This window comes from Paraburkholderia phymatum STM815, from assembly GCF_000020045.1.
GTDB lineage: Bacteria > Pseudomonadota > Gammaproteobacteria > Burkholderiales > Burkholderiaceae > Paraburkholderia > Paraburkholderia phymatum.
This window is the reverse complement of sequence record NC_010622.1, coordinates 1,804,960-1,828,169: the sequence shown is the minus strand read 5'-3', so window position 1 is coordinate 1,828,169 and position 23,210 is coordinate 1,804,960. Positions and strand designations below refer to the sequence as shown.

Below are 23,210 nucleotides of genomic sequence, written 5' to 3'. Positions count from 1 at the left end.
CGCATCGGCATGGCCTACATCTACTATCTGACGCACATTCATCTCGGTTACGATGCGCTCGCGCAATTGCCCGCCGAATGCGAGCGGGCGGGCATCAAGCGGCCGCTCGTCGTAACGGATAAGGGCGTGATGGCGGCGGGCGTCGCGCGACAGGCGATCGACGCGTTGCCCATGCGCGACGTGCCCATCTTCGACGACACGCCGTCGAACCCGACGGAAGCGATGGTGATGGCGGCCGTGCAGCGCTACCGCGACGAGCGCTGCGACGGGCTGGTCGCGATTGGCGGCGGCTCGTCGATCGATCTGGCCAAAGGCGTTGCGATCATGGCGACGCATCCGGGCGCGATGACGGACTACGCGACGATCGAAGGCGGCAGCGCGAAGATCACCGACAAGGCCGCGCCGCTGATCGCGATTCCGACGACGGCGGGCACGGGCAGCGAAGTGGCGCGCGGCGCGATCGTGATCCTGAACGATGGCCGCAAGCTGGGCTTCCACTCGTGGCATCTACTGCCGAAGGCGGCGATCTGCGACCCCGGGCTCACGCTCGGCCTGCCGCCGATGCTCACGGCCGCCACCGGCATGGACGCGATCGCGCATTGCATCGAAACGTTTCTCGCGCCGTCGTTCAATCCGCCAGCCGACGGCATCGCGCTCGACGGCCTGGAGCGTGCATGGGCCAACATCGAACTCGCGACGCACGACGGCGGGCACCGCGACGCGCGCCTGAACATGATGAGCGCGTCGATGCAGGGCGCGATGGCCTTCCAGAAAGGGCTCGGCTGCGTGCATTCGCTGTCGCATCCGCTCGGCGGCGTGCCCGTCAATGGTCGCACGTCGCTGCATCACGGCACGCTGAACGCCGTCGTGCTGCCCGCCGTGCTGCGCTTCAACGAAAGCGCGGAGACGGTTGTCGCGAATCGCCGTTATGCGCGCATGCGCCGCGTGATGAATCTGCCCGAGCATGCCGATCTCGCGCTGGCGCTGCACGACATGACGGCGCGGCTTGGGTTGCCGACGGGTCTGCGGAAAATGGGCGTCGACGAAAGCGCGTTCGACAAGGTGATCAAGGGCGCGCTCGCCGATCATTGCCACAAGACGAATCCGCGCGAAGCGACGGCCGACGATTACCGGCGCATGCTACAGGAGTCCATGTAGGCGCCGCACCTTCTTCAACCGAACGAGACATGAACAAACCTGCTCCCGCGCCGCGCACGGCTTACCCGCACTTTCTTTGCATCGGTACGCGCTGGATGGACAACGATATCTACGGCCACGTGAACAACGTCGTCTATTACAGCTACTTCGACACGGTCGTGAACGAGTATCTGATTCGCACGGGCGCACTCGATATCGAACACAGCACGACGATCGGTCTCGTCGTCGAAACGCAGTGCAACTACTTCGCGCCCATCGTGTTTCCGGATCGTATCGATGCGGGGCTGCGCGTGGTGCGCCTCGGCGCATCGAGCGTGCGCTACGAAGTGGGGCTGTTCATGGAAGGCGACGCTCAACCTGCTGCGCAAGGTCATTTCGTGCACGTCTACGTGGATCGCGAGACGCGCCGCCCGGTCGCGCTGTCCGACGCGCTGCGCGCCGCGCTCGAGCCGCTCGTCGTGCAAGCCGCGCGGGCGGACTGACGCGTGCAGCCGTTCGTGATCGACGCGCTGAACGGTGTGAGCTACGGCTTGCTGCTGTTCATGCTATCGGCGGGATTGACGCTGATTTTCAGCATGCTCGGCGTGCTGAACTTCGCACACGCGAGCTTCTACATGCTCGGCGCGTATGTCGGTTTTTCCGTCGCGGCGCGCGCGGGTTTCTGGTGGGCACTCGTGATCGCGCCGCTCGCCGTCGGGCTGATGGGCGCGGCGCTCGAACGGTGGCTGCTGCGGCGCGTGCGGCCGCACGGACATCTGGCGGAACTGCTGCTGACGTTCGGCGCGGCCTATCTGATCGGCGAAGGCGTCAAGCTCGTATGGGGCTTGCAGGCGTTGAGCGTCGCCGTGCCGGCCGCCCTCGAGGGTCCGTTGTTCGAGGTCTACGGCCTCGCGTTTTCGCGCTATCGCGGGTTTATGATGGCCGTCGCGGTCGCGATGCTGGCCATGCTGGCCGCCGTGCTGCGGGTGTCGAAAACGGGGCTGATCGTGCGCGCGGCGTTGACGCATCCGCAAGCCGTCGAAGCGCTCGGCCATGATGTGCCGAGCGTGTTCACCTGGGTCTTCGCGGCGGGCACGGCGTTCGCCGCGCTCGCGGGCGTGATCGGCGCGCCCTTGTTCGTCGTCGAACCGGCGATGGCCGAATCGGTGGGATCGGTCGTGTTCGTCGTGGTCGTGATCGGTGGACTGGGGTCGTTGGGCGGCGCGCTTGCAGCGTCGCTCGTGATCGGCTGCCTGCAGACCTTCGCGGTCGCGACGGATATGTCGCTCGGCGAGCTGCTCGGCGATCTTGGCGGTGACATGGGCCGTTCGCTGCCTGCCGCGTGGAGCGCGCTGACGCTCGCACAACTCGCGCCGCTCATGCCGTATCTGCTGCTCGTCGCGATGCTCGCCGTGCGTGCACGCGGCTTCTTCGGGCAGCGCGACGACGATGCGTGACGACATCGACGTGCGCCCCACGCTGCCCGCTGCGCGCCACGTGTCGACATGGCGGGCGGCGCTGCCGTGGGCCGCGTTGGGTGTGCTGCTAGTCGTGCCGCCGTGCGTCTCGACGCAAAGCTGGCTCGTCGCGTGGCTCGCGCAGACGGCCGCGATGATCGTGTTCGCGCTGTCTTACAACCTGCTGCTGGGCGGCGCGGGGCTGCTGTCGTTCGGGCATGCCGCTTCGTCGGGCATCGGTGCGCTGATCGCCGCGCAGCTGTTCAATCGCTTCGGGCTGCCGCTGCCCTTACTGCCGCTGCTGGGCGGCATCGGCGGCGCGCTGTTCGGCGCGTTGTACGGCCTCGTCGCGACACGCCGCTCGGGGACGGCCTTCGCGATGATCACGCTCGGCATCGGCGAACTCGTCGCGGCGGCTGCCTGGACTCTGCCGGACTGGTTCGGCGGCGAAGCGGGCGTCGCGATCGACCGCACGGCGGGCATCGCGCTGCCCGGCTTCACGTTCGGCCCCGCGCGCGAAGCGTATGCGTTGATCGCGCTCTGGTGTGCGCTCGCCGTGATCGCGATGTACGCGCTGTCGCGCACGCCGTTCATGCGGCTCGCGAATGCCGTGCGCGACAATCCTGTGCGCGCGGCGGCCATCGGGTGCTATCCGCGGCGTGTGCGTTATGAGGTGGTCGTGTGGTCGTCGTTTTTTGCGGGCATCGCGGGCACGCTCGGGCTGATCAATGTCGAACTGGTGTCGACGGAAAGCGTCGGCATGCTGCGCTCGGGCTCGGTGCTGGTCGCGACGGTGATCGGCGGAAGCGGGGCGTTTTTCGGGCCGGTCGCGGGCGCCGTGGTGCTGGTGTTTTTCAGCGTCGTCGTGGCGAGTGTTACGCGTGCGTGGCTGCTGTATCTCGGGCTGTTCTTCATGGCCGTCGTGATGATGTCGCCGGACGGTATCGCGGGATGGCTGCGGCGCGAGACCGGGCGAATCGCGCGTGACGGCTGGCGTGGCTATCTGCCGTGGTTCGCCTGCCGCATGGCGGGCGCGTGCGCGTGGTCGCTTGCCATCGTGCTCGCGGTGCAATGGGCGTACGCACAGCGTTTCGGCACGCAGGAGCGCACGAGTTTTTTTGCGTCGATGAACGCTGCGTGGATCGCGGTGGCCGTGCTGTGTCTGGCCGCCATCGGCTGGTTGACGATGAACGCTGCGACGCGCCTGGCGGGCGCGCTCATCGCGGATGTCCGAGCGGGAGTGGGCGAATGATCCCCGCGATTGCCGTGCGGCGCCTTCACAAGCGCTTCGGCGCGACGCGCGTTCTGCGCGGCGTCGATCTGTATGTCGAACCGCATGAGCGACACGCGCTGATCGGTCCGAACGGCGCGGGCAAGTCGACGCTCTTCAATCTGATCGCGGGTGCGGCGAGGCCGAGTGCGGGGCGCATCGAACTATACGGCGCCGACATTACGCGGCTCGCGCCCGCCGCCATCTGCCGTCGTGGACTCGCTCGCAGTTTCCAGACGACGCGTTTCTTCGCGAAGCTCAGCGTGCTCGACAACCTGCGCTGTGCCGCGCAAATTGCGAACCGGGACCGCATGCGCTGGTGGCAGCGTTATACGACGACCCTCGAAGCCGACGGGCAAGCCGAGGCCGTGCTGGAGTCGGTCGGGCTGGGCGCGCGGCGCGACGTGATGGCGGGCACGTTGAGTTACGCGGAGCAACGCGCGCTCGATCTTGGGCTCGCGCTCGCGAGCGGCGCGCATACGCTGCTGCTCGACGAACCGACGGCGGGCATGAACCGCGCCGAGGCCGCACGAGCTGTCGAACTGATCCGCGATGCCACGGCAGGCCGCACGCTGCTGATGGTCGAGCACGATATGGACGTCGTGTTCGGTCTCGCGGATCGCATCAGCGTGCTCGTGCAGGGCGAAGTGATCGCGACGGGCACACCGGACGCGATCCGCGCCGATCCCGCCGTGCGCGCTGCTTATCTCGGCGACACAGGCGATTCGATGCAGGGAGCCGCGCGATGAGCTCTCTGCTGGAGATTCGCGATCTGCGTGCATGGTATGGCGCGAGCCAGGCGCTGCATGGCGTGAACTTGCGGATTGAAGCGGGCGAGGCCGTTGCGCTCGCTGGCCGCAATGGTTCGGGACGTTCGACGCTCGCGAAGGCGATCATGGGCATGGTGCGCACGCAGGGCGGGATGAAGTTTTCGGGGAAATCGCTGGCGGAGCTGCGCACCTTTGAAATCGCGCGACTCGGCATCGGCTATGTGCCGGAACAGCGCGACGTGTTCCCGACGCTCAGCGTGCGCGAAAACCTGCTGCTGGGCACCAGGCCGCGCGACGTGAAGCGCGCTGCCCGCTTCTCGCTCGACGATGCCTACACGCTGTTTCCTGTGTTGCGCGAGCGTGCGCACACGAAGGCGGGTGCGTTGTCGGGCGGCGAGCAGCAGATGCTGTGCGTCGCGCGCGCGCTGCTGGGCGATCCCGATCTCGTTGTGATCGATGAACCGGCGGAGGGGCTCGCGGGTCAGGTCGTCACGCAACTCGCCGAGGCGCTGAAACTATTGCGCGGGCGCGGCGTCGCGCTGCTGCTGATCGAGCAGCGGCTCGTAATCGCGGATCGCATTGCGAGCCGGATCGCCGTGATGGGGCACGGTGAAATCGTGTTCGACGGCACGCTGCAATCGTTCCGCGGTCGCGCCGATGTGATTCAGGAATGGCTCGGCGTGGGCTGATCGCGCAGCGCGTCCTCTCTGGCCGCTGTTTGATCCAATCGATCTTTGCTTCGCGAAGCACCGTGCGCTAAGCCTTTGCGGCGCGTGTTCGCGGTGAAAACAGCTCTGCATTGCCTTCGTTAAGGATCACGAAACGCCTAAGTCCATCCCCGGATGTGCGCAGTGACGCGAATCAAGGTGATTTTTGCTGTCGCTGGCATCTGCGGTTTGCTTCTGGTTGGCCAGTGTTGCCCCTGTGCGGGGCGGCACCTACTTTTCTTTGCCGCGGCAAAGAAAAGTAGGCAAAAGAAAGCCGCTCACACCGCCAGCCCGTGTCATTACCCACGGGCTCTCAACGTCCCCGTCCTTCTCGCGGCAACGCGCTAGTTCAAGTGCGTTGCCAGCGTGCTAACTAACGCCTCACCCGCTTCGCCCTCCCGCGTCACAGATTGCGTTTTCTGGAAGTCCACGGCCGCCCAGGTGGCAAACTGTGTGTCGGCCGTCGCGATGGAAGTGAACCACTCCGGACTGAAAAGCGGGGATGGTGTCGTAGGATCGGCAACGCATGCGGCGCGACCGCCGACACACAGTTCGCCACCTGGGCGGCGCGGACGATTCGCTGCCGCTGGCTGCACTACGGATGACCGGAGCGGGTGAGGCGGCAGTTCAAGGCGCTGGCAACGCGCGCACGGCAGGGCGTTGCCGCATACAGGACGGGGACGTTGAGGGCCCGTGGGTAAGAACAAGGATTGGCGGTGTGAGCGGCTTTCTTTGCTTACTTTCTTTGCCGCGGCAAAGAAAGTGCCGCCTCGCACAGGGGCAACACTGGCCAACCAGAAGCAAACCGCGGATGCCAGCAAATACAAAAGCAAAAGCAAAAAACCAAAACAGGCAACGCCGCGCCGCAGGCAATACCGGCGACTGGCGTCGCAGGCAAAAAAACCTAACTTTTAGCATCCCTCTCTATGATCCACTCATGCTTAGGATCGTTCTTGAAATGCCAGGTCCTGGTCGGCCCCGCCATGACATTGAGGTAATACGAGTCGTACCCGTAAGGAACAACAACAGGGTGATATCCCCTCGGCACCATCACGACGTCGTGATCCTCAACAGCAAGAGACTCATCGATATCGCGCTCATCCGTATACACACGCTGAAACGCAAACCCTTGCGGCGGATTCAGCCGATGATAGTACGTCTCTTCCAGAAAGCTCTCCGCCGGAATATTGTTCGTATCGTGCTTATGCGGCGGATAACTCGACGAATGCCCGCCCGGCGTGCGTACCTCGACAACCAGCAACGATTCTGCCGGCTCGGTCTGCGGAAGAATATCGCATACATACCGCGTATTCGCGCCCTTGCCGCGCACCGAGCGTTTCATCTGCGAAGGCTCGATCAACCGCGCCGGATACTCGCCCTTTCCAGGTGCACTGGCCACACCAACTTCCGCAAAACGGTTCGCGCGCACCGTCGCACGCGTATTCGGCGGCAAATACACAGCCACGGGCGCACTGTCCTCGAACACACTGTCGCGCGAGCCGAGAGCGGTCCACGTCTGCGCATCCGTTTCGATATCGACGGCACCCGCCATCACCACGATGCACACCTCGCGCGACGCTTCCAGCACATGCACAACTTCATTCGGTTCCATCCTGTACGCAGCGAAACCGACATATCTCCAGCCCGCCGATTCGGGCGTGACACGCGCGATCGTCTGTCCTTCGCGCGTCGCTTTCACAAGCAAACTCATGCTGCCTCCTGTGCGACATCGAGGGGTGCATCGACGAGCGTGCGCAACGTACGATACCCCTTCTGCGCATAAGCATACGACGGCGCGACGGCCGGGTCCTGCTCCGCCTCGACGACGAGCCAGCCGCGATAGCCGTGGCGTTTCAACGTATCGATGATGGCCGGGAAATCGACGGCGCCGTCGCCCGGCACCGTGAACGCGCCGGCGATCACCGCGTCGAGAAAGCTCCAGTTGCGATTGCGCGCGAGCTTCATCACGGCAGGGCGAACGTCCTTGCAATGCACATGGCACACGCGGCCGATGTGCCGGTTCAACACGCTGGGCGCGTCACCGCCCGCGAACGTGATGTGCCCCGCGTCGAACAGCAGGCCCACGTCGCCGCTCGTCAAAGCCATCAGCCGGTCAACGTCGGCGGGCGTCTCGACATATGCGCCCATATGATGGTGATACGCAACCCGCACGCCCTTGCTCAACGTATAGCGTGCAAATTCATTCAGCCGCTTTGCGTACGTGTGCCATTGCTCGTCCGAGTAAAAACGCGGCCGTTGATACAGCGGCAAGGGCGAGCCCTGAATCGTGTTGTGCACTTCGCCGTACACCATCACGGTCGCGCCGTTCTTTGCGAGCAGTTCCAGATGCGCATCGGCGGCCTTGCACTCGTCCTCGATGCTGCGGCTGAAATCCGCGACCCGCCCCGAATACCAGCCCGAGACGAGCGAGAGATCGTACCGTGCGAAGAGCTGCTTCAACGCTTCGGGCTCGCGCGGAAACTTGTTGCCGAGCTCGAACCCCTGATAACCGATGTCGCGCCCTTCCGTGAGCGCGACATCGAGGGGCGTCTCGCCGCCGAGCGACGGCAGATCGTCGTTCATCCACGACAGCGGATTGATGCCGATGCGTACTTCGAACTGACTCATGTGCGCTTCCTCACTCGTTGTTCCTGCCACGCGCATTCGTGTGCGCTTCGTAATCGGCGCGTGCCTGGCGCACGCCTTCGCGCGGCGATACTTCAGGCACGGCGACTTCCCACCACCAGCCGCCTTGGTCCGTGGTGCGCGCGGCGTCGGTGTCGATGCACACCAGATACGTGCGGTCGGCGGCGCGCGCGCGCCGCATCGCGGCTTCGAGTTCCTGCACGTTCGCGACATGCTCGGCCTGCGCGCCCATCGCGCGCGCGTGCGCGGCGAAGTCGATATGCGCAGCGCCGGGTGTGCCCTGCATGCAGTCGTCGAACATGTTGTTGAACGGCGCGCCGCCGCATGCCTGCTGCAGGCGGTTGATGCAGCCATAGCCGCGATTGTCGAGCACGACGACGATCAGCTTCGCGCCGAGCATCACGGAGGTCGCGATCTCACTGTTCATCATCAGATAGCTGCCGTCGCCGACCATCACGATCACCTCTCGCTCGGGCCGTGCGAGCTTGGCGCCCAAGCCGCCTGCGATCTCGTAGCCCATGCACGAATAGCCATACTCGACGTGATACGCGCCCGGACGTGCTGCGCGCCATAGCTTGTGCAGTTCGGCGGGCAGCGTGCCCGCCGCGCAGACGACGATGTCGTCGGTGGTCGAGTGTTCGCTGGAACGCTGCACGGCGCCGATTACGTCGGCGTCGTACGGCAGCACGCTTTGACCTTCCGCCGTGTGTTGAGGCGCGTGCGTGAGCCTGTGCACGATGTCGCGCCATTCGTTCGCACGCTGTTGCGCGCGCGCGGTCCATGCGCTGTCCGGTTGCCAGCCTTCCAGCCGCGAGCCGACGGCTTCGAGTGCAAGCTTTGCATCGGCTTGCACGATACAGCCGCGATGCTTGAGACCATCGAACGCATTCGCATTGATGCCGATCACCTGCGCCTGCGCGAAGAGCGTGTTCGAACCCGTCGTGAAGTCCTGCAGACGCGTGCCGACGGCCAGCACGCAATCGGCTTCGTGAGCGATCTCATTGGCGCCCGGCGAGCCCGTGACGCCGAGCGAGCCGAGATTCAGCGGGTCGTCCCACGCGAGCGCGCTCTTGCCCGCCTGCGTTTCCGCAACGGGAATGCCGTGCTTTGACGCGAATGTCTTCAGTGCATCCGTGGAGCGGCCGTAGAGCACGCCGCCACCTGCTACGATCATCGGCCGCTTCGCGTTGCGCAGCACGAGCAGCGCATCGTCGAGTTCGTGCTCGACGGGCGGGGGCGCATGAAACTTCACGATGCGCGGTTCGAAGAAATCCGCGGGGTAGTCGTAGGCCGTGGCCTGCACGTCCTGCGGCAGTGCGAGCGTGACGGGGCCGCACAGCGCGGCGTCCGTCAGCACGCGCAGCGCGCGCGGCAGCGCGTTGAGCAATTGCGCGGGATGCACGATGCGATCGAAGTAACGCGACACGGGCTTGAACGCGTCGTTCGCCGAGATGCCGCCGTCGTGGAAATCTTCCACCTGCTGCAACACGGGGTCCGGCGCGCGCGACACAAAGATATCGCCAGGCAGCAGCAGCACGGGCAAGCGGTTCACATGCGCGAGCGCCGCCGCCGTCACGAGATTGGTTGCGCCCGGACCGATCGATGTCGTCACCGCCATCATGCGCCGCCGGAAGTGCGCCTTGGCGAAGGCGATCGCGCTGTGCGCCATCGCCTGTTCGTTGTGCGCACGGTAAGTCGGCAATTCGTGACGATATTGATAGAGCGCTTCGCCGAGGCCCGCCACATTGCCATGCCCGAAGATCGCGAACACGCCGCCGAATAGCGGCTCGGTGCCCGTGCCGTCTTCCGTCTCGACGAGCTGTGCGGCGAGATAACGGACGACGGCCTGCGCCGCCGTCAGACGGATCGTGCCATCGGCGCATACCTGCGCGATCGTGTCGGATGGAGTCGTCACATCATGATGCAACGCGCGCTGGTTCATGCCGCCTGCTCCCGATTAACGTGACGCGAGCCTGCCGCATGCGATGCGCCACGATGCTCACGCCACGAGTGGATCAGTGTTTCGAACGTGCGGCGCACGCGTGCGATCACTTCGTCGTCGCCGATCTCGCCTGCAAGCCACGCGTGGCTCGGTTCATGAAAAATCGTGCGGCCAACCGTGAAGCCTTTGCAGGTCTTCGAATGCGCCGCTGCGCGAAAGCCTTCCATCATCTGCTCGACAGGCGCAGAGAGGCCGAGCAGCACGACGCCACGGCAATAGGGATCGCGCTCCTGGATCAGTGCGTCGACGGTCTGCCATTGCGACGCATCCATCGGTTCGAGCTTCCACCATTCCGGATAGATGCCGATGTTGTACAGCCGCTTCAACGCGCGATATACGACGTCGGGCCCAGCAGGCAGATGCTTCGGGGGAATCACTTCGAGCAGCAGTTCGTGGCCGGATTCCTGCACGGCATCGTAGAGCGCGCGCAGCTGCGCTTCCTGCTCGATGCGCTGTTCGATGGGCTCGTCGGGATGGAACTGCACGAGGCACTTCACGACGTGCTCGCGCGGCCAGCTCGTCAACGTCGTGCCGACCGAGCGGCCATGATCGAACACGAGCGGCACCGAGCCCGGCAGTTCAACGGGGCGGCCGATCCACCAGCCGCGGCCCGTCGCTTCGTTCAGTGCATCCTGACCGTAGCGGTCGTCGATCAGCACGGCAATTTTGCCTTGCAGGCCGAGTGCCTGTTCCGTCTGTTTGACGGCTTCGACGAACAGGCTCTTCAGCGTCGAAATGCGAGCGAGGTCGGCGCCCGTCTGTTGCGCGAGCTCGAAGAACTGATTGCGATGATCGAATGCGAAGCCGAGCACTTCGTCGTACGTTTTCCGCGCGGGCGTCACGCGATGCAGGCGTGCGAGCGTCGCATCGCGGTCGGGGCGGCGCATGCGCACGGGGTCCGCTTTGGCTTCGCGCAAGAAGTATTCGAGTTCGGCGGGCGTCGGCATCGCGGGTGCGCAGCCGTGACGCGACACGACGAGCGCACCGCTTGCGTTCGCGGTGCGCGCGCACGCTTCGAGCGGCTCGTCGCGCAGCCAGCCGGACAGGAAGCCCGATGCGAATGCATCACCCGCGCCGAGCACGTTCAGCACCTCGACTTCGACGCCGCCATGAACGGGCGTCTCGCCGATTGAGGCGGGCACGTCGCCCTCGATGATCTGGCAGCCGAGCGGCCCGCGCTTGACGACGAGCGTCGCGGGCGTCACCTGGCGCACCTGCGCGAGCGATTCGATCAGCGAGTTCTTGCCGCCCGCGATGCGAAACTCTTCTTCCGTGCCGATCACGAGATCGAACAGCGGCAGGATGCTCTGGATGTGCGCGCTCACGCCATCGTTTGCGACGAAGCGCGTCTCGCCGTCGGCCTTGCCCGTGAGCCCCCACAGCACGGGCCGATAGTCGATGTCGAGTACGGTGCGCACGTCGTTGCGCCGTGCGTATTCCAGCGCGCGGCGGCTCGTGCGGTTCACCTGCGCCGTCGAGAAGTGCGTGCCTGTAATCAGCAGCGCTTTCGACGAAGCGATGTACTGCTCATCGAAGTCGCTTTCGTCGACGGCCATGTCCGCGCAGTTCTCGCGATAGAAGATCAGCGGAAAGGTGTCGCGGTCTTTGAGGCCGAGCAGTACGAGGGCCGTCAGACGCTGGTGATCGACGCGCACGCGGCTGACGTCGCAGCCTTCCTTCGTGAGTGTTTCGGTGAGAAAGCGGCCCATGTGATCGTCGCCGACGCGCGCGAGCATCGACGCATTCAGGCCGAGCCGCGCGCAGCCAAACGCGATGTTCGCGGACGAGCCGCCCAGATACTTCGCGAAGCTCGCCACGTCTTCGAGACGCGAGCCGACCTGCTGCGCGTAAAGATCGACGGCAAGCCGGCCGAGGCAGACGATGTCGCGGCTACGGCCGGCTGCGAAGCGGCTCGCGCCGCGAGGCGTGGGTGTGCTGGAAAGAGCCATGTGTGTGTCCTGAGTGTGCTGTCGGCGAAAGGAGAGGGCTTGCGGCTCAGATCTGCGCGCCTTCCAGTTCGCTGATCATCTTCTGCATCTCCGCGCCGCCCGCCATCATGTCGAGCACTTCGTCCTTCGTGATGGTGTCCTTCGTGTAGGTGCCCATCGACTTGCCGCGATTGAGCAGCGTGAACGAGTCGCCGATCGGATACGCGTGGTGCACGTTGTGCGTGATGAAGATCACTGAGATGCCTTTGGCGCGCGCCTTGTGTATCAGCTTCAGCACGTTAAAGCTCTGCTTCACGCCGAGGGCTGCCGTCGGTTCGTCGAGAATCAGCACGCGTGCGCCGAAGTGGATCGCACGCGCAATTGCGAGACACTGTCGCTCGCCGCCCGACATCGTGCCGATCGGCTGATGCGGGTCGCGCACCATGATGCCCATCTCGGCGAGCTTGTCGCGGGCGATGCGCGCGCTCGTGTCGAGGTCCATCACGTTGACGAGGCCGAACAGCTTCTTCTGCGGCTCGCGTCCCATGAAGAAATTACGCGCGACGGACAGCAGCGGCACCAGCGCGAGATCCTGATACACGGTGGCGATGCCCATATCGAGCGCATCGCTCGGCGATTCGAAGTTGACCTTCTTGCCGTCCACGAGGTAATCGCCGGAGGAGGGCTGATGCACGCCCGCGAGCGTCTTGATGAGCGTCGATTTGCCCGCGCCGTTGTCGCCCAGCAGGCAGTGCACTTCCCCGCGCTTGAGTCGCAGCGTGACGCCGGACAGTGCGATCACCTTGCCGAAGTACTTGCTGACGTTTTCGAGCGAGAGGATGGTGTCGTCTTGGTTCGGAGTATCGGACATGGTCGTCTCCCGTGGCGTTACGATTGCGCGACGCGGCGGCGCACATAGTGATTGAAGAGCACGGCGATCAGCAGCATCACGCCGAGGAACACGCGGAACCAGTCGGAACTGACATTCGTATAGGTGATGCCGATCTGCACGACGCCGAAGATGAGCGCGCCGAAGCAGGCGCCCACCACTGATCCATAGCCGCCCGTCAGCAGTGTGCCGCCGATGACCGCGGCGATGATCGCCTCGAATTCCTTCTGCAGACCGCGGTCGGCGGCGGCGGAACCGATATCGCACACTTGCAGCACCGCGAAGAGGCACGAGCAGAAGGCTGTCAGCACGAACAGCGAGATCTTCACGCGTCGCACGGGCACGCCGACGTTCTTGGCGGCATTCGCATCGCCGCCGACTGCGAGCATCCAGTTGCCGTAGCGCGTCTTGGCGAGCACGAACGCACCGACGGCGGCCAGCGCGAACCACCACAGCAGCACCTTCGGAATGCCTGGCACGAGCGGCTGACCGTTGTCGAGCAGCGTGCCGATGCCCATGTGCGCGAGGCTCGTGAAGAGGCTGTGCAGCGCGACGCCATGAAACAGGAAGTTGGTCACGGCATCGGACTGGGCGAGATCGCCGACACCGGAGATGATGGTGCGGTCCGCGACCATGATTGACAGTGCGAGCGTCAGGCCGCGCAGAATGAAGAGGAACGCGAGCGTCACGATGAACGACGGCAGGCGGGTGCGCATCACGAGGTAGCCGTTGAGCGCGCCGAGCGCCATGGAGCCGGCGAACGCGAAGATGATGGACGCCCAGATCGGCCAGTGAAAGTAGACGGCGGGTATGGCGACCATCATGCCTGCGAAGCCGATCATCGAGCCGATGGAGAGATCGAACTCGCCGGCGATCATTAGCAGACATGCGCCGACGGCGAGAATGCCGAGATACGCGGAGACCTGCGACCAGTTCATTACGCCGTCGAGGTTGAACATTCCCGAGTTGCCCGCGGTGATGGCGAACACGAGGAACACCAGTACGGTGCCGGAGATGGCGGCGAATTCCGGCCTGTTGAGTACGTGTCCGAAGAACGATTCTTTGCGGATGCGTTCATCGGATGCGGTTGCAGGTTGTGCCTCGTTGCCCTTCGCGTCGTGACGTTGCGATGGAAAGTGTTTGCCGGCTACGCCCATGATGTCTCCTGTGTCGATCCGAGTTAGCGCTTTAGCGCTTACTCGGATCCCATGCACGTCAGTGCGGTCGATCCGAGTTAGCGCTTTAGCGCTTACTCGGATCCCATGCACGTCAGTGCGGTCGATCCGGGTTAGCGCTTTGAGCGCGTACTGAGGTCCGATGCACGTCAGTGCGGTCGCCCCGGGTTAGCGCTTTGAGCGCGTACTGAGGTCCGATGCACGTCAGTGCGGTCGACCCGGGTTAGCGCTTTGAGCACGTACTGAGGTCCCATGCACGTCAGTGCGTTGCCCGGCTTCTTTGCGTTTCACTGATGAGAGTGGCGAGAGACGCGTGGAAAGCCGGTAAATGCCGCGGTCGGGGCGCCCGACGATGGCGGCCGATTCTGCACAAAACGGCGTGCAAAGGGCCGCCGGGGTCGCGCGATGCTGGCGCGCCCGGTACCGTGTTCTGGCTGCAGAGGTTAGTCCGTCAGCGGTACTGGCCCGCGTACTTGATGACCTTGTCGATATTTGCCTTCGTGATGAAGCCCGGACCGGAACGAATGTTCTTCGGCCCATACGACGGCTCGAGGCCGTACGTCTGCAGACGCTCCTTGAACTTCGGATTGGCCTGCAGGATCTGGCGGATCTTCGTGGGATCCGTCGTGTGTTCCTTCTTCACGATCGCGAGCACCGCGACAGCGATATAGCCTTGCAGATACGGTTGCTGGTCGATCGCGAACTGGATCGTGCCGTCCTGGATGCCTTTCGCAATATCGTCCGAGAAGTCGAACGTCGCGAAATAGATCTTGCCCGTGAGGCCCATCTGCTGCACCGCCTTGATCGTCGCTGACGCAGGCGTCGGTCCAAGCGTGAGGATGGCGCCCGTGTTCGGATGGTTGCGCAAATAAGCGCTGACCTTCGACTGGATTTCCGTAGGATCCTGGCCCGAATCGATGGTCGACGTCTTGTAGTTCACGCCGAGCGCATCGGCGAAACCGCGGCAACGTTCGAACGACACCACGTTGGTCGCGAAGTGGTTCACGCACAGGAACGACTTCACGCCCGCGGCCTTGGCCTTTTCACCCGCCGCCTTGCCCGCCACGTATTCGGGCTGGCCGATGTGCATGATCGCACCGAGTTGCGCGCTTTGTTCTTCCGTGCCGGAGTTGATCGTGACGAGAGGGATCTTCTTCGCGGTGACCTTGCCGAGCGAGCTCTTCAGCACGTCGAAGTCGGCGATGGTCACGATCACGCCATCGTAGTTGCGCGCCGCGGATTGCTCGATCAGACGCGACATGTCGGCGAGATCGCCGTTGGGCGGGTTGCGGTAGTCGGTTTCGACGTTGAAGTCCTCGTCGGCCTGCTTGATCGCATTCTTGATGGTGTTCCACCACGAGTCGGAGTCGGGCGCGTGACTGATCAGCACGAACTTCGCGTCTGCCGCCTGTGCCGTCGATGCCGCCGCCATCGCGCCGATGCCGGCCGCCAGCGTCAGCGCGGCTGCCAGAACCTTGAACGAAGCCTTGCCTGTGCAAAGTCTCATTGTCTCCACCTTTGTCTGTTCGTATTTGAGGGGAGCGTCTGGCGCTTTGCGAGGTGATGCCGGTTCGCCGTTGCGCCATCGCTCAGGACCAAGATTAGGCCACTTTTTCCAGACGTGCAATGGAAATTTCATGTTCAATAAAAATGGAAAATTCATTCCATTTACTTTCGGTAATGCCTATACTCGGCAACGTCGGGACGGGGCTTTCGCGTTCCCGTGCGCTCCGCGGAGCGCCTTGCGAGGCGCGCTTTTGCGCTGCAAAAAAAGATAGAGGTCAGGACCATGCAGGAAGACAGCACAGAAGAGTTGCCCAGCGTCGAAGAATTGATGCAACGCATCGCGGAAAGCTACGAATCGTTGCCGCGTCAGTTGAAGAGCGTCGCGACATACCTCGAGCAGCACCGTTCCAGCGTGATGGTCGATCGCACCAGCGACATCGCGATGAGTTGCGGCGTGCATCCGTCGGCGGTGGTGCGCTTTGCGCAGCGTTTCGGCTTCTCGGGCTTCTCCGATCTGCAGGCCGTGTTTCGTCAGGCATACACGACCCAGGGTGGCTCGGCGCAAAGCTATCAGCAGCGCATCCGCAAGCTGATCGACGAGAAGCCGGGGCGCCTGTCGGGCGGCAGCGTTGCGCGCGAGTTCGTGGCGGCGTGCCGCGACGGTCTGGACGAGCTGGAAGGCTCGCTCGACGACGCGCAGTTCGAGACCGCCGTAAAGATGCTGCAGCAGGCGGACAACATTTATGTAGTCGGCGTGCGGCGCTCGTTTCCCGTTGCGAGCTACATCGTCTACGCGTTGCAGCACACGCCGAAGCGCGTACATCTCGTGTCGGGCTTCGGCGGGATGTATCGCGAGCAGATCCGTAGCGTGAAGAAGGGCGACGTCGTGATCGCGATCAGCTTCGCGCCGTATGGCAAGGAAACGCAGTACTGCCTGCGCGTCGCGCATCACCACCAGGCGAAGACCCTTGTCATTACGGACAGCCAGCTGTCGCCACTCGCGCGCTACGCGAGCACGCAACTGTATGTGAAAGAGGGCAGCGCGTTTGCGTTCCGCTCGCTGACCAGCACGATCTGCCTGTGCCAGGCGCTGTTCATCGCGCTCGCGTACAAGCTGGAATTGAACGTAGAAGAGTCGACAGACACTGGAGGATACGATGACTGAAGTGGCAGGCAAGACGATCGATGCAGCCGTGTTCGGCGCAGGGCGCATCGGCAAGATTCATGCGGCCAACCTCGCACGGCAGCCGGGCGTGCGGCTCAAGTATGTGGTCGACGTGAACCGCGACGCCGCGGCTGCCCTTGCCGCGCAACACGGCGCGCAGGTGGCGGATGTGGACGGCGCGATGGGCGACGCGTCGGTGGGTGCGGCGGTGATCTGTTCGAGCACCGACACGCACGCCGACCTCATCCTTCAATCGGCGGCGCAGAAGAAGCATGTGTTCTGCGAGAAGCCCGTCGATCTGACGCTGGAACGTGCACGCGCATGTGCCGATGCCGTCGCGAAAGCGGGGGTGGTGTGCATGATCGGCTTCCAGCGGCGCTTCGATCCGACCTTTGCGGCGCTGAAGGCGCGCATCGACGCGGGTGAAATCGGCACGCCGGAGATGCTCGTCGTGACGAGTCGCGATCCCGGTGCGCCGCCCGTCGAGTACATCAAGCACTCGGGCGGCATCTTCAAGGACATGCTGATTCACGACTTCGATATCTTTCGCTGGATTCTCGACGACGAGGCCGAGACGGTGCACGCGACGGGTAGCTGCCTGTCAGACCCTGCGATCGCCGACGCGGGCGATATCGATTCGACGGCAGTGACGATCCGCACGAAGCGCGGACGTCTGTGCCAGATCAATACTGCGCGCCGCGCCGCGTATGGCTATGACCAGCGTTTCGAAGTGCTCGGCAGCGAAGGCATGTTGCAGGCGGGCAATGTGCGTCCGACGGAAGTGACGGCGTACTCGAAAACGGCTGTGTCGAGCGACGTGCCGGAGCACTTCTTTCTCGAACGATATCGCGCCGCGTATGCGCTCGAAATGGCGCATTTCTTCGAAGCCGTCACGCAAGGCAAGCCGGTGCGCACGACGGTCGCCGACGGCCTGAAGGCGCTCGAACTCGCCGAAGCCGCGACGCGTTCGTGGCGCGAGGGCCGCGCGGTCAAACTCAACGAGGCATGTTGATGCGCGGCGGCCCATTGCGGGTGGGTATCGTCGGTCTCGGCCGCCTTGGCAAGCGGCATGCGGAGAATCTCGCGTACCGCGTGTCGGGCGCGGCGCTCGTGGCTGCGTGCAGTCCCATCGAGGAGGAGCGCGAGTGGGCGCGCAATGCGCTGCCGGCGCCGCGCGTGTATGACGACTATCGCGCGTTGCTCGACGACCGCGACGTGGATGCCGTGTGGCTCGTCACGCCGTCCGCGCTGCACGCGCAGCAGATCGTCGATGCGCTGAACGCAGGCAAACATGTGTTCTGCGAGAAGCCGCTGTCGCTCGATCTCGCCGAGTGCGAGCGTGTGATTGCCGAGGCCGGGCGCCATCCGCAGTTGCAGGCGACGATCGGCTTCATGCGCCGTTTCGATCCCAGCTATCGCGACGCATTCGAGAAGATCGAGACGGGCGTGATCGGCAGGCCGTTCCTGGTGCGGTCGCAGACTTGCGATCAGAACGATCCCGAGGGCTTTTTCGTGCGCTTTGCACCGACGTCGGGCGGCATTTTTCTGGACTGCACGGTGCACGACATTGACCTCGCGCGCTGGCTGCTCGGCATGCCAAAGGCGAAGCGCGTGTATGCGACGGGAGTGGTTGCATTGCATGAGGGTCTGCGCGAATTCGGCGATGTCGACAACGGCGTGGCGATTTGCGAGTTCGAAGGCGGGCGCATGGCGATGTTTTACGCGTCGCGTACGCTGGCGCACGGCAACGATACGGGCAGCGAGGTGATCGGCACGGCGGGCTCGCTGTACATCGGCCGCAATGCGCGTCTCAATCGGGTCGAAATCGCGGACGCGACGGGCATCCGCAACGAATGCACGCCGACGTTCTTCGACCGGTTCGAGGATGCGTTTCTGCATGAAGCGCGGGCCTTCGTCGCGGCGGTGAGGGAAGGAAAGCAGAGCGGCGCGACGTTGGCGGATGCGATGGAGGCGACGCGGATCGGTTCTGCGCTGCGCGAGTCGCTGTCGAGCGGGCGGGCAGTCGATGTGTGATGTATGGAGGCGCGTCCGGGTTTTCGCGGCCTGGGCGCGTTCGGGGCGCTTACGTTAAAATTTTGCCTTCTGCCTGGCGCTGAGTGCGCCGCTTCGGAAGGTCATCGTCGATGGAAATTCAGATTCACAAGGAAGTGGATGCGCGCGGGCTGAAGTGTCCCCTGCCGATTCTTCGCGCCAAGAAGGCGCTGGCTGATATGGAAAGCGGTCAAATTCTTAAGGTGCTGGCCACCGATCCCGGCTCCCAGCGGGATTTTGCTGCGTTTTCCAAGCAGACTGGAAATGAGATCGTCGAGACTTCGACGATGCCGGATAAGGTTTTTGTGTTTCTCATGCGGAGGCGGTGATCTTTGGTCTGCGACGTAGTCGCCGGTTTTGCCTGCGGCGCGGCGTTGCCTGTTTTGGTTTTTTTGCTTTTGCTTTTAGTGGCATCCGCGATTTGCCGCGGATGCCAGCGAACAAAACCCAAACCAAAACCCCAAATTGAAAAAGCCGTCACAGACGCGACGGCTTCTCAACTTCACGCCAGGCGGAGGCAAAACACAAATGCCCGCTGCAGGCGAAGAACAATCACCCTTCCAGCACAGGCGACCGGGTCCGCAGGTACTCTTCGAAGTCAGCAGCCACTTCCGGATGCCGCAGCGCAAATTCAACAGTTGCCTTCAGATAGCCCAACTTGCTACCGCAATCGAACCGAGTCCCGTGATACTTATAAGCTAGAACCTGCTCATCGGCGAGCAGCGACTGGATCGCATCCGTCAACTGCAGTTCGCCGCCCGCGCCGGGCTTCAGCGCACGGATGTGATCGAAAATCCGCGGTTTCAGCACGTAACGCCCGACCACGCCCAGGTTAGACGGCGCAACTTCAGGCGCCGGCTTCTCGACGATGCCAGACATCTTAATGATCGCGTCTTCCCACTCCTTGCCGTCAACGATGCCGTACGACTTGGTCTCCGACGGCGGAATCTCTTCGACGCCGATCACCGAGCTGTGATAGTGGTCGAACACCTCGATCATCTGCTGCATGACAGGCGGCTTGCCGTACAGCAAGTCGTCTGCAAGGATCACGGCGAACGGGTTGTCGCCCACCAGCTTTTCCGCGCACAGCACCGCGTGGCCCAGACCAAGCGCTTCCGGCTGACGCACGTAGAAACAGTCCACATGACTCGGCTTGATGCTGCGTACCAACTCCAGCAACTTCGCCTTACCACGCGCTTCGAGTTCGGCCTCGATTTCGTACGACTTGTCGAAGTGGTCCTCGATCGCGCGCTTGCTGCGGCCCGTGACGAAGATCATTTCGGTGATGCCGGCCGCCATTGCTTCCTCGACCGCGTACTGGATCAAGGGCTTGTCGACGATAGGCAGCATTTCCTTCGGGCTGGCCTTGGTGGCAGGGAGGAAGCGGGTGCCCAGACCCGCGACCGGAAAGACTGCCTTTGTAACTTTTAGCATGTGTATACCCTGCGTCCTCTGGTTTGGATGCGCGCCGACGCCGAGGGGGCGCCACGCACATGGGTCGTCAAATCAGGCCGGCAAGCGCGACAGTTGTGCCGTCAGCTTGCCAATCGTGGTCTGATATTCTGCCAGCCTTTTTTGCTCCTGCTCAACGACCGCCGGCGGTGCTTTTGCAACAAAGCTATCGTTCTGCAGCTTGGCGTTACATTTCGAAACTTCTGCGTTCAGTCTCGCGATTTCTTTTGACAGTCGCTCGCGTTCGGCGGCGACATCGATTTCCACTTTCAGCACGAGCTTGTCCGTACCAACAATAGCAATCGGCGCGCCATGTGCCTGTGCATCCAGCGTCGCTTCGTCCGCGATGATCTGCACTTCGGACAGACGCGCCAACGCCTGCGCGTAAGGTGCGAACGACGCGAGACGCTCCGCATTGCCCGTTACCAGCAGCGGCACCTTCGTCGCCGGCGACAGGTTCATCTCGCCGCGCAGGTTTCGGCACGCGTCGATCACGGCTTTCAGATCGGCGGCCCATTGTTCGGCCGATTCGTCGATCTTGCCGGCTTCGGCGATCGGGTAGGGCTGCGTCATGATCGACGCTTCACCCTCCGCCTTGCCGGCCGGGTACTTCGCCGCGAGCGGCGCCACCTTCTGCCACAACGCTTCCGTGATGAAAGGAATCACCGGGTGCGCGAGACGCAGCACCGCCTCGAGCACACGCAACAGCGTGCGGCGCGTCGCGCGCTGCTGCTCCGGCGTACCCGTCTGGATCTGCACCTTCGCCAGTTCGAGATACCAGTCACAGTATTCGTCCCATACGAACTTGTATAGGGCGTTTGCCACATTGTCGAAGCGATAGTCGGCAAAGCCCTTTTCGACTTCGGATTCGACGCGCTGAAGCAGGGACACGATCCAGCGGTCGGCCTGCGAGAAGTCCGTGTAGCCGCCCGGCCCGCAATCGCCCGGCTGGCACGCACCCGGCTTCGAGAAACCGCAGTCGTGGCCTTCGCAGTTCATCAGCACGAAGCGTGTCGCGTTCCACAGCTTGTTGCAGAAGTTGCGGTAACCCTCGCAGCGCGCAAGGTCGAAGTTGACGTTGCGGCCGAGCGTAGCCATCGACGCCATCGTGAAGCGCAGCGCGTCCGTGCCAAACGCGGGAATGCCGTTCGGGAATTCCTTGCGCGTCTTCTTTTCGATCGTCGAAGCCTGCTTCGGATTCATCAGACCCGTCGTGCGCTTCGCGACCAGCGCGTCGAGACCGATGCCGTCGACGATGTCGATCGGGTCGAGCGTGTTGCCCTTGCTCTTCGACATCTTCTGGCCTTCGGCGTCGCGCACGAGGCCGTGCACGTAGACCGTGTCGAACGGCACCTTGCCCGTGAAGTGCGTGGTCATCATGACCATGCGCGCAACCCAGAAGAAGATGATGTCAAAGCCGGTGACGAGCACCGACGACGGCAGGAACGCGCTAAGGTCGGGAGTGTGGTCCGGCCAGCCGAGCGACGAGAACGGCACGAGCGCCGACGAGAACCACGTGTCGAGCACGTCTTCGTCGCGCTTCAGGCCGCCCTTGTAGCCCTGCGCATTCGCCTTTGCGCGCGCTTCTTCTTCCGTCTTCGCGACGAAGATCTCGCCGCTTTCGCCGTACCACGCGGGGATTTGATGGCCCCACCACAGCTGGCGCGAAATACACCAGTCCTGGATGTTCTCGAGCCACTGGTAGTACGTGGTCGTCCAGTTCTCTGGCACGAATTTGATCTGGCCGTTGCGCACCACGTCGAGCGCCGTTTCGGCGATCGACTTGCCCGGATTGAACGTGCCCTCGGGCGCCGGCTTGCTCATCGCGACGAACCACTGGTCCGTCAGCATCGGCTCGATCGCCACGCCTGTACGATCGCCGCGCGGCACCATCAGCTTGTGCGGCTTCACCGATTCGAGCAGCCCGATCGCTTCGAGATCCGCGACGACCTGCTTGCGCGCGTCGAAGCGATCCATGCCGCGATACTTTTCGGGTGCGTTGTCGTTGATCTTCGCGTCGAGCGTGAGGATTTCGATCTGCGGCAGCTTATGGCGCTGGCCGACCTGATAATCGTTGAAGTCGTGCGCAGGCGTGACCTTCACGACGCCCGTGCCGAATTCGCGATCCACGTAGTCGTCGGCGATGATGGGAATTTCACGGTCCGTCAGCGGCAGCTTGACGTTCTGGCCGATCAGCTTCGCGTAGCGTTCGTCTTCCGGATGCACCATCACCGCGACGTCGCCGAGCATCGTTTCCGGCCGCGTCGTCGCGACGGTCAGATAGCCGGAGCCGTCCGCGAGCGGGTAATGGATATGCCACAGGCTGCCGTTTTCTTCCTCGCTGACCACTTCGAGATCGGACACAGCCGTGAGCAGCACGGGGTCCCAGTTCACGAGGCGCTTGCCGCGGTAAATCAGGCCCTGTTCATAGAGGCGCACGAACACATCGCGCACGGCGGCCGACATCTTGTCGTCCATCGTGAAGTATTCGCGCGACCAGTCGATCGATGCGCCCAGGCGCCGGACCTGGCCCGTGATGGTCGATCCGGACTGCTGCTTCCATTCCCACACGCGCTCGACGAACTTTTCGCGGCCGAGATCGTGGCGCGATACGCCTTGCGCGTCCAGCTGGCGCTCGACGACGATCTGCGTCGCGATGCCCGCGTGGTCCGTGCCCGGTACCCACAGCGTGTTTTCGCCGAGCATGCGGTGGTAGCGCGTCAGGCCGTCCATGATGGTCTGGTTGAACGCATGACCCATGTGCAGCGTGCCCGTGACGTTGGGCGGCGGCAACTGGATCGAGAAATTCTTGCGGCCCGGCTCCATCGTCGGAGCGGCGTAGCCGCGTTTTTCCCATTCGGGGCCCCATTGGGCCTCGATCGTCTGCGGCTCGAAACTCTTGGCCAGCGTGTTGTCGCTTGTCGTCATCGTCAAAATGTGCCGGAAAATGCGTGGAAAGATGCCTGAAACCCTGAATTATAAGGGGATGCGCGAGCGGCGGGCCGCGCCTGCCGTTGCGTTGGCCGACATGCCGGCATGAAGTCCGCGTGACGC

The 23,210-nt window shown here is 63.6% G+C and carries 20 protein-coding genes; 11 read left to right on the top strand and 9 right to left on the bottom strand.

Annotated elements, in window-relative coordinates; genetic code table 11:
• Positions 1 to 9: 9 nt before the first annotated feature.
• The 7 genes from BPHY_RS08200 (at position 10) to BPHY_RS41660 (ending at position 6,256) form a co-directional block, all read left to right on the top strand.
• Positions 10 to 1,158: an iron-containing alcohol dehydrogenase gene (locus tag BPHY_RS08200; RefSeq protein WP_012401001.1), complete on the top strand. Its 1,149-nt coding sequence runs from the start codon at positions 10 to 12 to the stop codon at positions 1,156 to 1,158.
• Between the two features lie 29 nt (positions 1,159 to 1,187).
• Positions 1,188 to 1,640: an acyl-CoA thioesterase gene (locus tag BPHY_RS08195; RefSeq protein WP_012401000.1), complete on the top strand. Its 453-nt coding sequence runs from the start codon at positions 1,188 to 1,190 to the stop codon at positions 1,638 to 1,640.
• Between the two features lie 3 nt (positions 1,641 to 1,643).
• The gene (locus tag BPHY_RS08190; RefSeq protein ID WP_012400999.1) at positions 1,644 to 2,594 is read left to right on the top strand and encodes a branched-chain amino acid ABC transporter permease; all 951 of its coding nucleotides are present in this window, start codon (positions 1,644 to 1,646) and stop codon (positions 2,592 to 2,594) included.
• A complete protein-coding gene (locus BPHY_RS08185; protein ID WP_012400998.1) occupies positions 2,587 to 3,846 on the top strand; it encodes a branched-chain amino acid ABC transporter permease in 1,260 nt (419 codons plus the stop codon). The genes BPHY_RS08190 and BPHY_RS08185 overlap by 8 nt, the downstream gene beginning before the upstream one ends.
• The gene (locus tag BPHY_RS08180) at positions 3,843 to 4,613 is read left to right on the top strand and encodes an ABC transporter ATP-binding protein (RefSeq protein ID WP_012400997.1); all 771 of its coding nucleotides are present in this window, start codon (positions 3,843 to 3,845) and stop codon (positions 4,611 to 4,613) included. Before BPHY_RS08185 ends, BPHY_RS08180 begins: the two co-directional genes overlap by 4 nt.
• Positions 4,610 to 5,323, top strand: a complete 714-nt coding sequence (locus tag BPHY_RS08175) for an ABC transporter ATP-binding protein (protein ID WP_012400996.1) — start codon at positions 4,610 to 4,612, stop codon at positions 5,321 to 5,323. The genes BPHY_RS08180 and BPHY_RS08175 overlap by 4 nt, the downstream gene beginning before the upstream one ends.
• 711 nt (positions 5,324 to 6,034) lie before the next feature.
• Entirely contained in the window at positions 6,035 to 6,256 is a 222-nt protein-coding gene (locus BPHY_RS41660) for a hypothetical protein (RefSeq protein WP_157686519.1), read from the top strand.
• On the opposite strand, the gene iolB is transcribed toward BPHY_RS41660, so the two are convergent.
• The 7 genes from iolB to BPHY_RS08140 form a co-directional block, all read right to left on the bottom strand.
• Complete coding sequence (gene iolB, locus BPHY_RS08170) at positions 6,246 to 7,052, bottom strand: 5-deoxy-glucuronate isomerase (RefSeq protein ID WP_012400995.1); 807 nt, start codon at positions 7,050 to 7,052, stop codon at positions 6,246 to 6,248. The genes BPHY_RS41660 and iolB overlap by 11 nt on opposite strands.
• Positions 7,049 to 7,969: a myo-inosose-2 dehydratase gene (gene iolE, locus BPHY_RS08165; RefSeq protein WP_012400994.1), complete on the bottom strand. Its 921-nt coding sequence runs from the start codon at positions 7,967 to 7,969 to the stop codon at positions 7,049 to 7,051. The genes iolB and iolE overlap by 4 nt, the downstream gene beginning before the upstream one ends.
• A 10-nt stretch (positions 7,970 to 7,979) precedes the next feature.
• The gene (gene iolD / locus BPHY_RS08160; RefSeq protein WP_012400993.1) at positions 7,980 to 9,929 is read right to left on the bottom strand and encodes a 3D-(3,5/4)-trihydroxycyclohexane-1,2-dione acylhydrolase (decyclizing); all 1,950 of its coding nucleotides are present in this window, start codon (positions 9,927 to 9,929) and stop codon (positions 7,980 to 7,982) included.
• Positions 9,926 to 11,938, bottom strand: coding sequence for a bifunctional 5-dehydro-2-deoxygluconokinase/5-dehydro-2-deoxyphosphogluconate aldolase (locus BPHY_RS08155; RefSeq protein WP_012400992.1), 2,013 nt, complete (start codon positions 11,936 to 11,938; stop codon positions 9,926 to 9,928). Before BPHY_RS08155 ends, iolD begins: the two co-directional genes overlap by 4 nt.
• Before the next feature lie 46 nt (positions 11,939 to 11,984).
• Positions 11,985 to 12,788, bottom strand: a complete 804-nt coding sequence (locus BPHY_RS08150) for an ATP-binding cassette domain-containing protein (protein ID WP_012400991.1) — start codon at positions 12,786 to 12,788, stop codon at positions 11,985 to 11,987.
• Between the two features lie 17 nt (positions 12,789 to 12,805).
• Positions 12,806 to 13,963 carry an ABC transporter permease gene (locus tag BPHY_RS08145; RefSeq protein WP_012400990.1) on the bottom strand — a complete coding sequence of 386 codons (1,158 nt, stop codon included), beginning with the start codon at positions 13,961 to 13,963 and terminating at the stop codon, positions 12,806 to 12,808.
• A gap of 469 nt (positions 13,964 to 14,432) precedes the next feature.
• On the bottom strand, positions 14,433 to 15,488 hold the full coding sequence (locus BPHY_RS08140; protein ID WP_012400989.1) for a sugar ABC transporter substrate-binding protein: 1,056 nt from the start codon (positions 15,486 to 15,488) through the stop codon (positions 14,433 to 14,435).
• A gap of 282 nt (positions 15,489 to 15,770) precedes the next feature.
• On the opposite strand from BPHY_RS08140, the gene BPHY_RS08135 reads away from it, so the two are divergent.
• The 4 genes from BPHY_RS08135 (at position 15,771) to BPHY_RS08120 (ending at position 19,033) form a co-directional block, all read left to right on the top strand.
• A complete protein-coding gene (locus BPHY_RS08135) occupies positions 15,771 to 16,652 on the top strand; it encodes a MurR/RpiR family transcriptional regulator (RefSeq protein ID WP_012400988.1) in 882 nt (293 codons plus the stop codon).
• A complete protein-coding gene (gene iolG / locus BPHY_RS08130; protein ID WP_012400987.1) occupies positions 16,645 to 17,664 on the top strand; it encodes an inositol 2-dehydrogenase in 1,020 nt (339 codons plus the stop codon). Before BPHY_RS08135 ends, iolG begins: the two co-directional genes overlap by 8 nt.
• Positions 17,664 to 18,686, top strand: coding sequence for a Gfo/Idh/MocA family oxidoreductase (locus BPHY_RS08125; RefSeq protein ID WP_012400986.1), 1,023 nt, complete (start codon positions 17,664 to 17,666; stop codon positions 18,684 to 18,686). The genes iolG and BPHY_RS08125 overlap by 1 nt, the downstream gene beginning before the upstream one ends.
• A gap of 116 nt (positions 18,687 to 18,802) precedes the next feature.
• A complete protein-coding gene (locus tag BPHY_RS08120; RefSeq protein WP_041763862.1) occupies positions 18,803 to 19,033 on the top strand; it encodes a sulfurtransferase TusA family protein in 231 nt (76 codons plus the stop codon).
• Positions 19,034 to 19,256: 223 nt separating this feature from the next.
• Here BPHY_RS08120 and galU read toward each other — a convergent pair whose 3' ends face one another.
• Together galU and BPHY_RS08110 are read right to left on the bottom strand one after the other, a co-directional pair.
• A complete protein-coding gene (galU, locus tag BPHY_RS08115; RefSeq protein WP_012400984.1) occupies positions 19,257 to 20,138 on the bottom strand; it encodes a UTP--glucose-1-phosphate uridylyltransferase GalU in 882 nt (293 codons plus the stop codon).
• Positions 20,139 to 20,210: 72 nt separating this feature from the next.
• Complete coding sequence (locus BPHY_RS08110) at positions 20,211 to 23,084, bottom strand: valine--tRNA ligase (RefSeq protein ID WP_012400983.1); 2,874 nt, start codon at positions 23,082 to 23,084, stop codon at positions 20,211 to 20,213.
• Positions 23,085 to 23,210 lie beyond the last annotated feature (126 nt).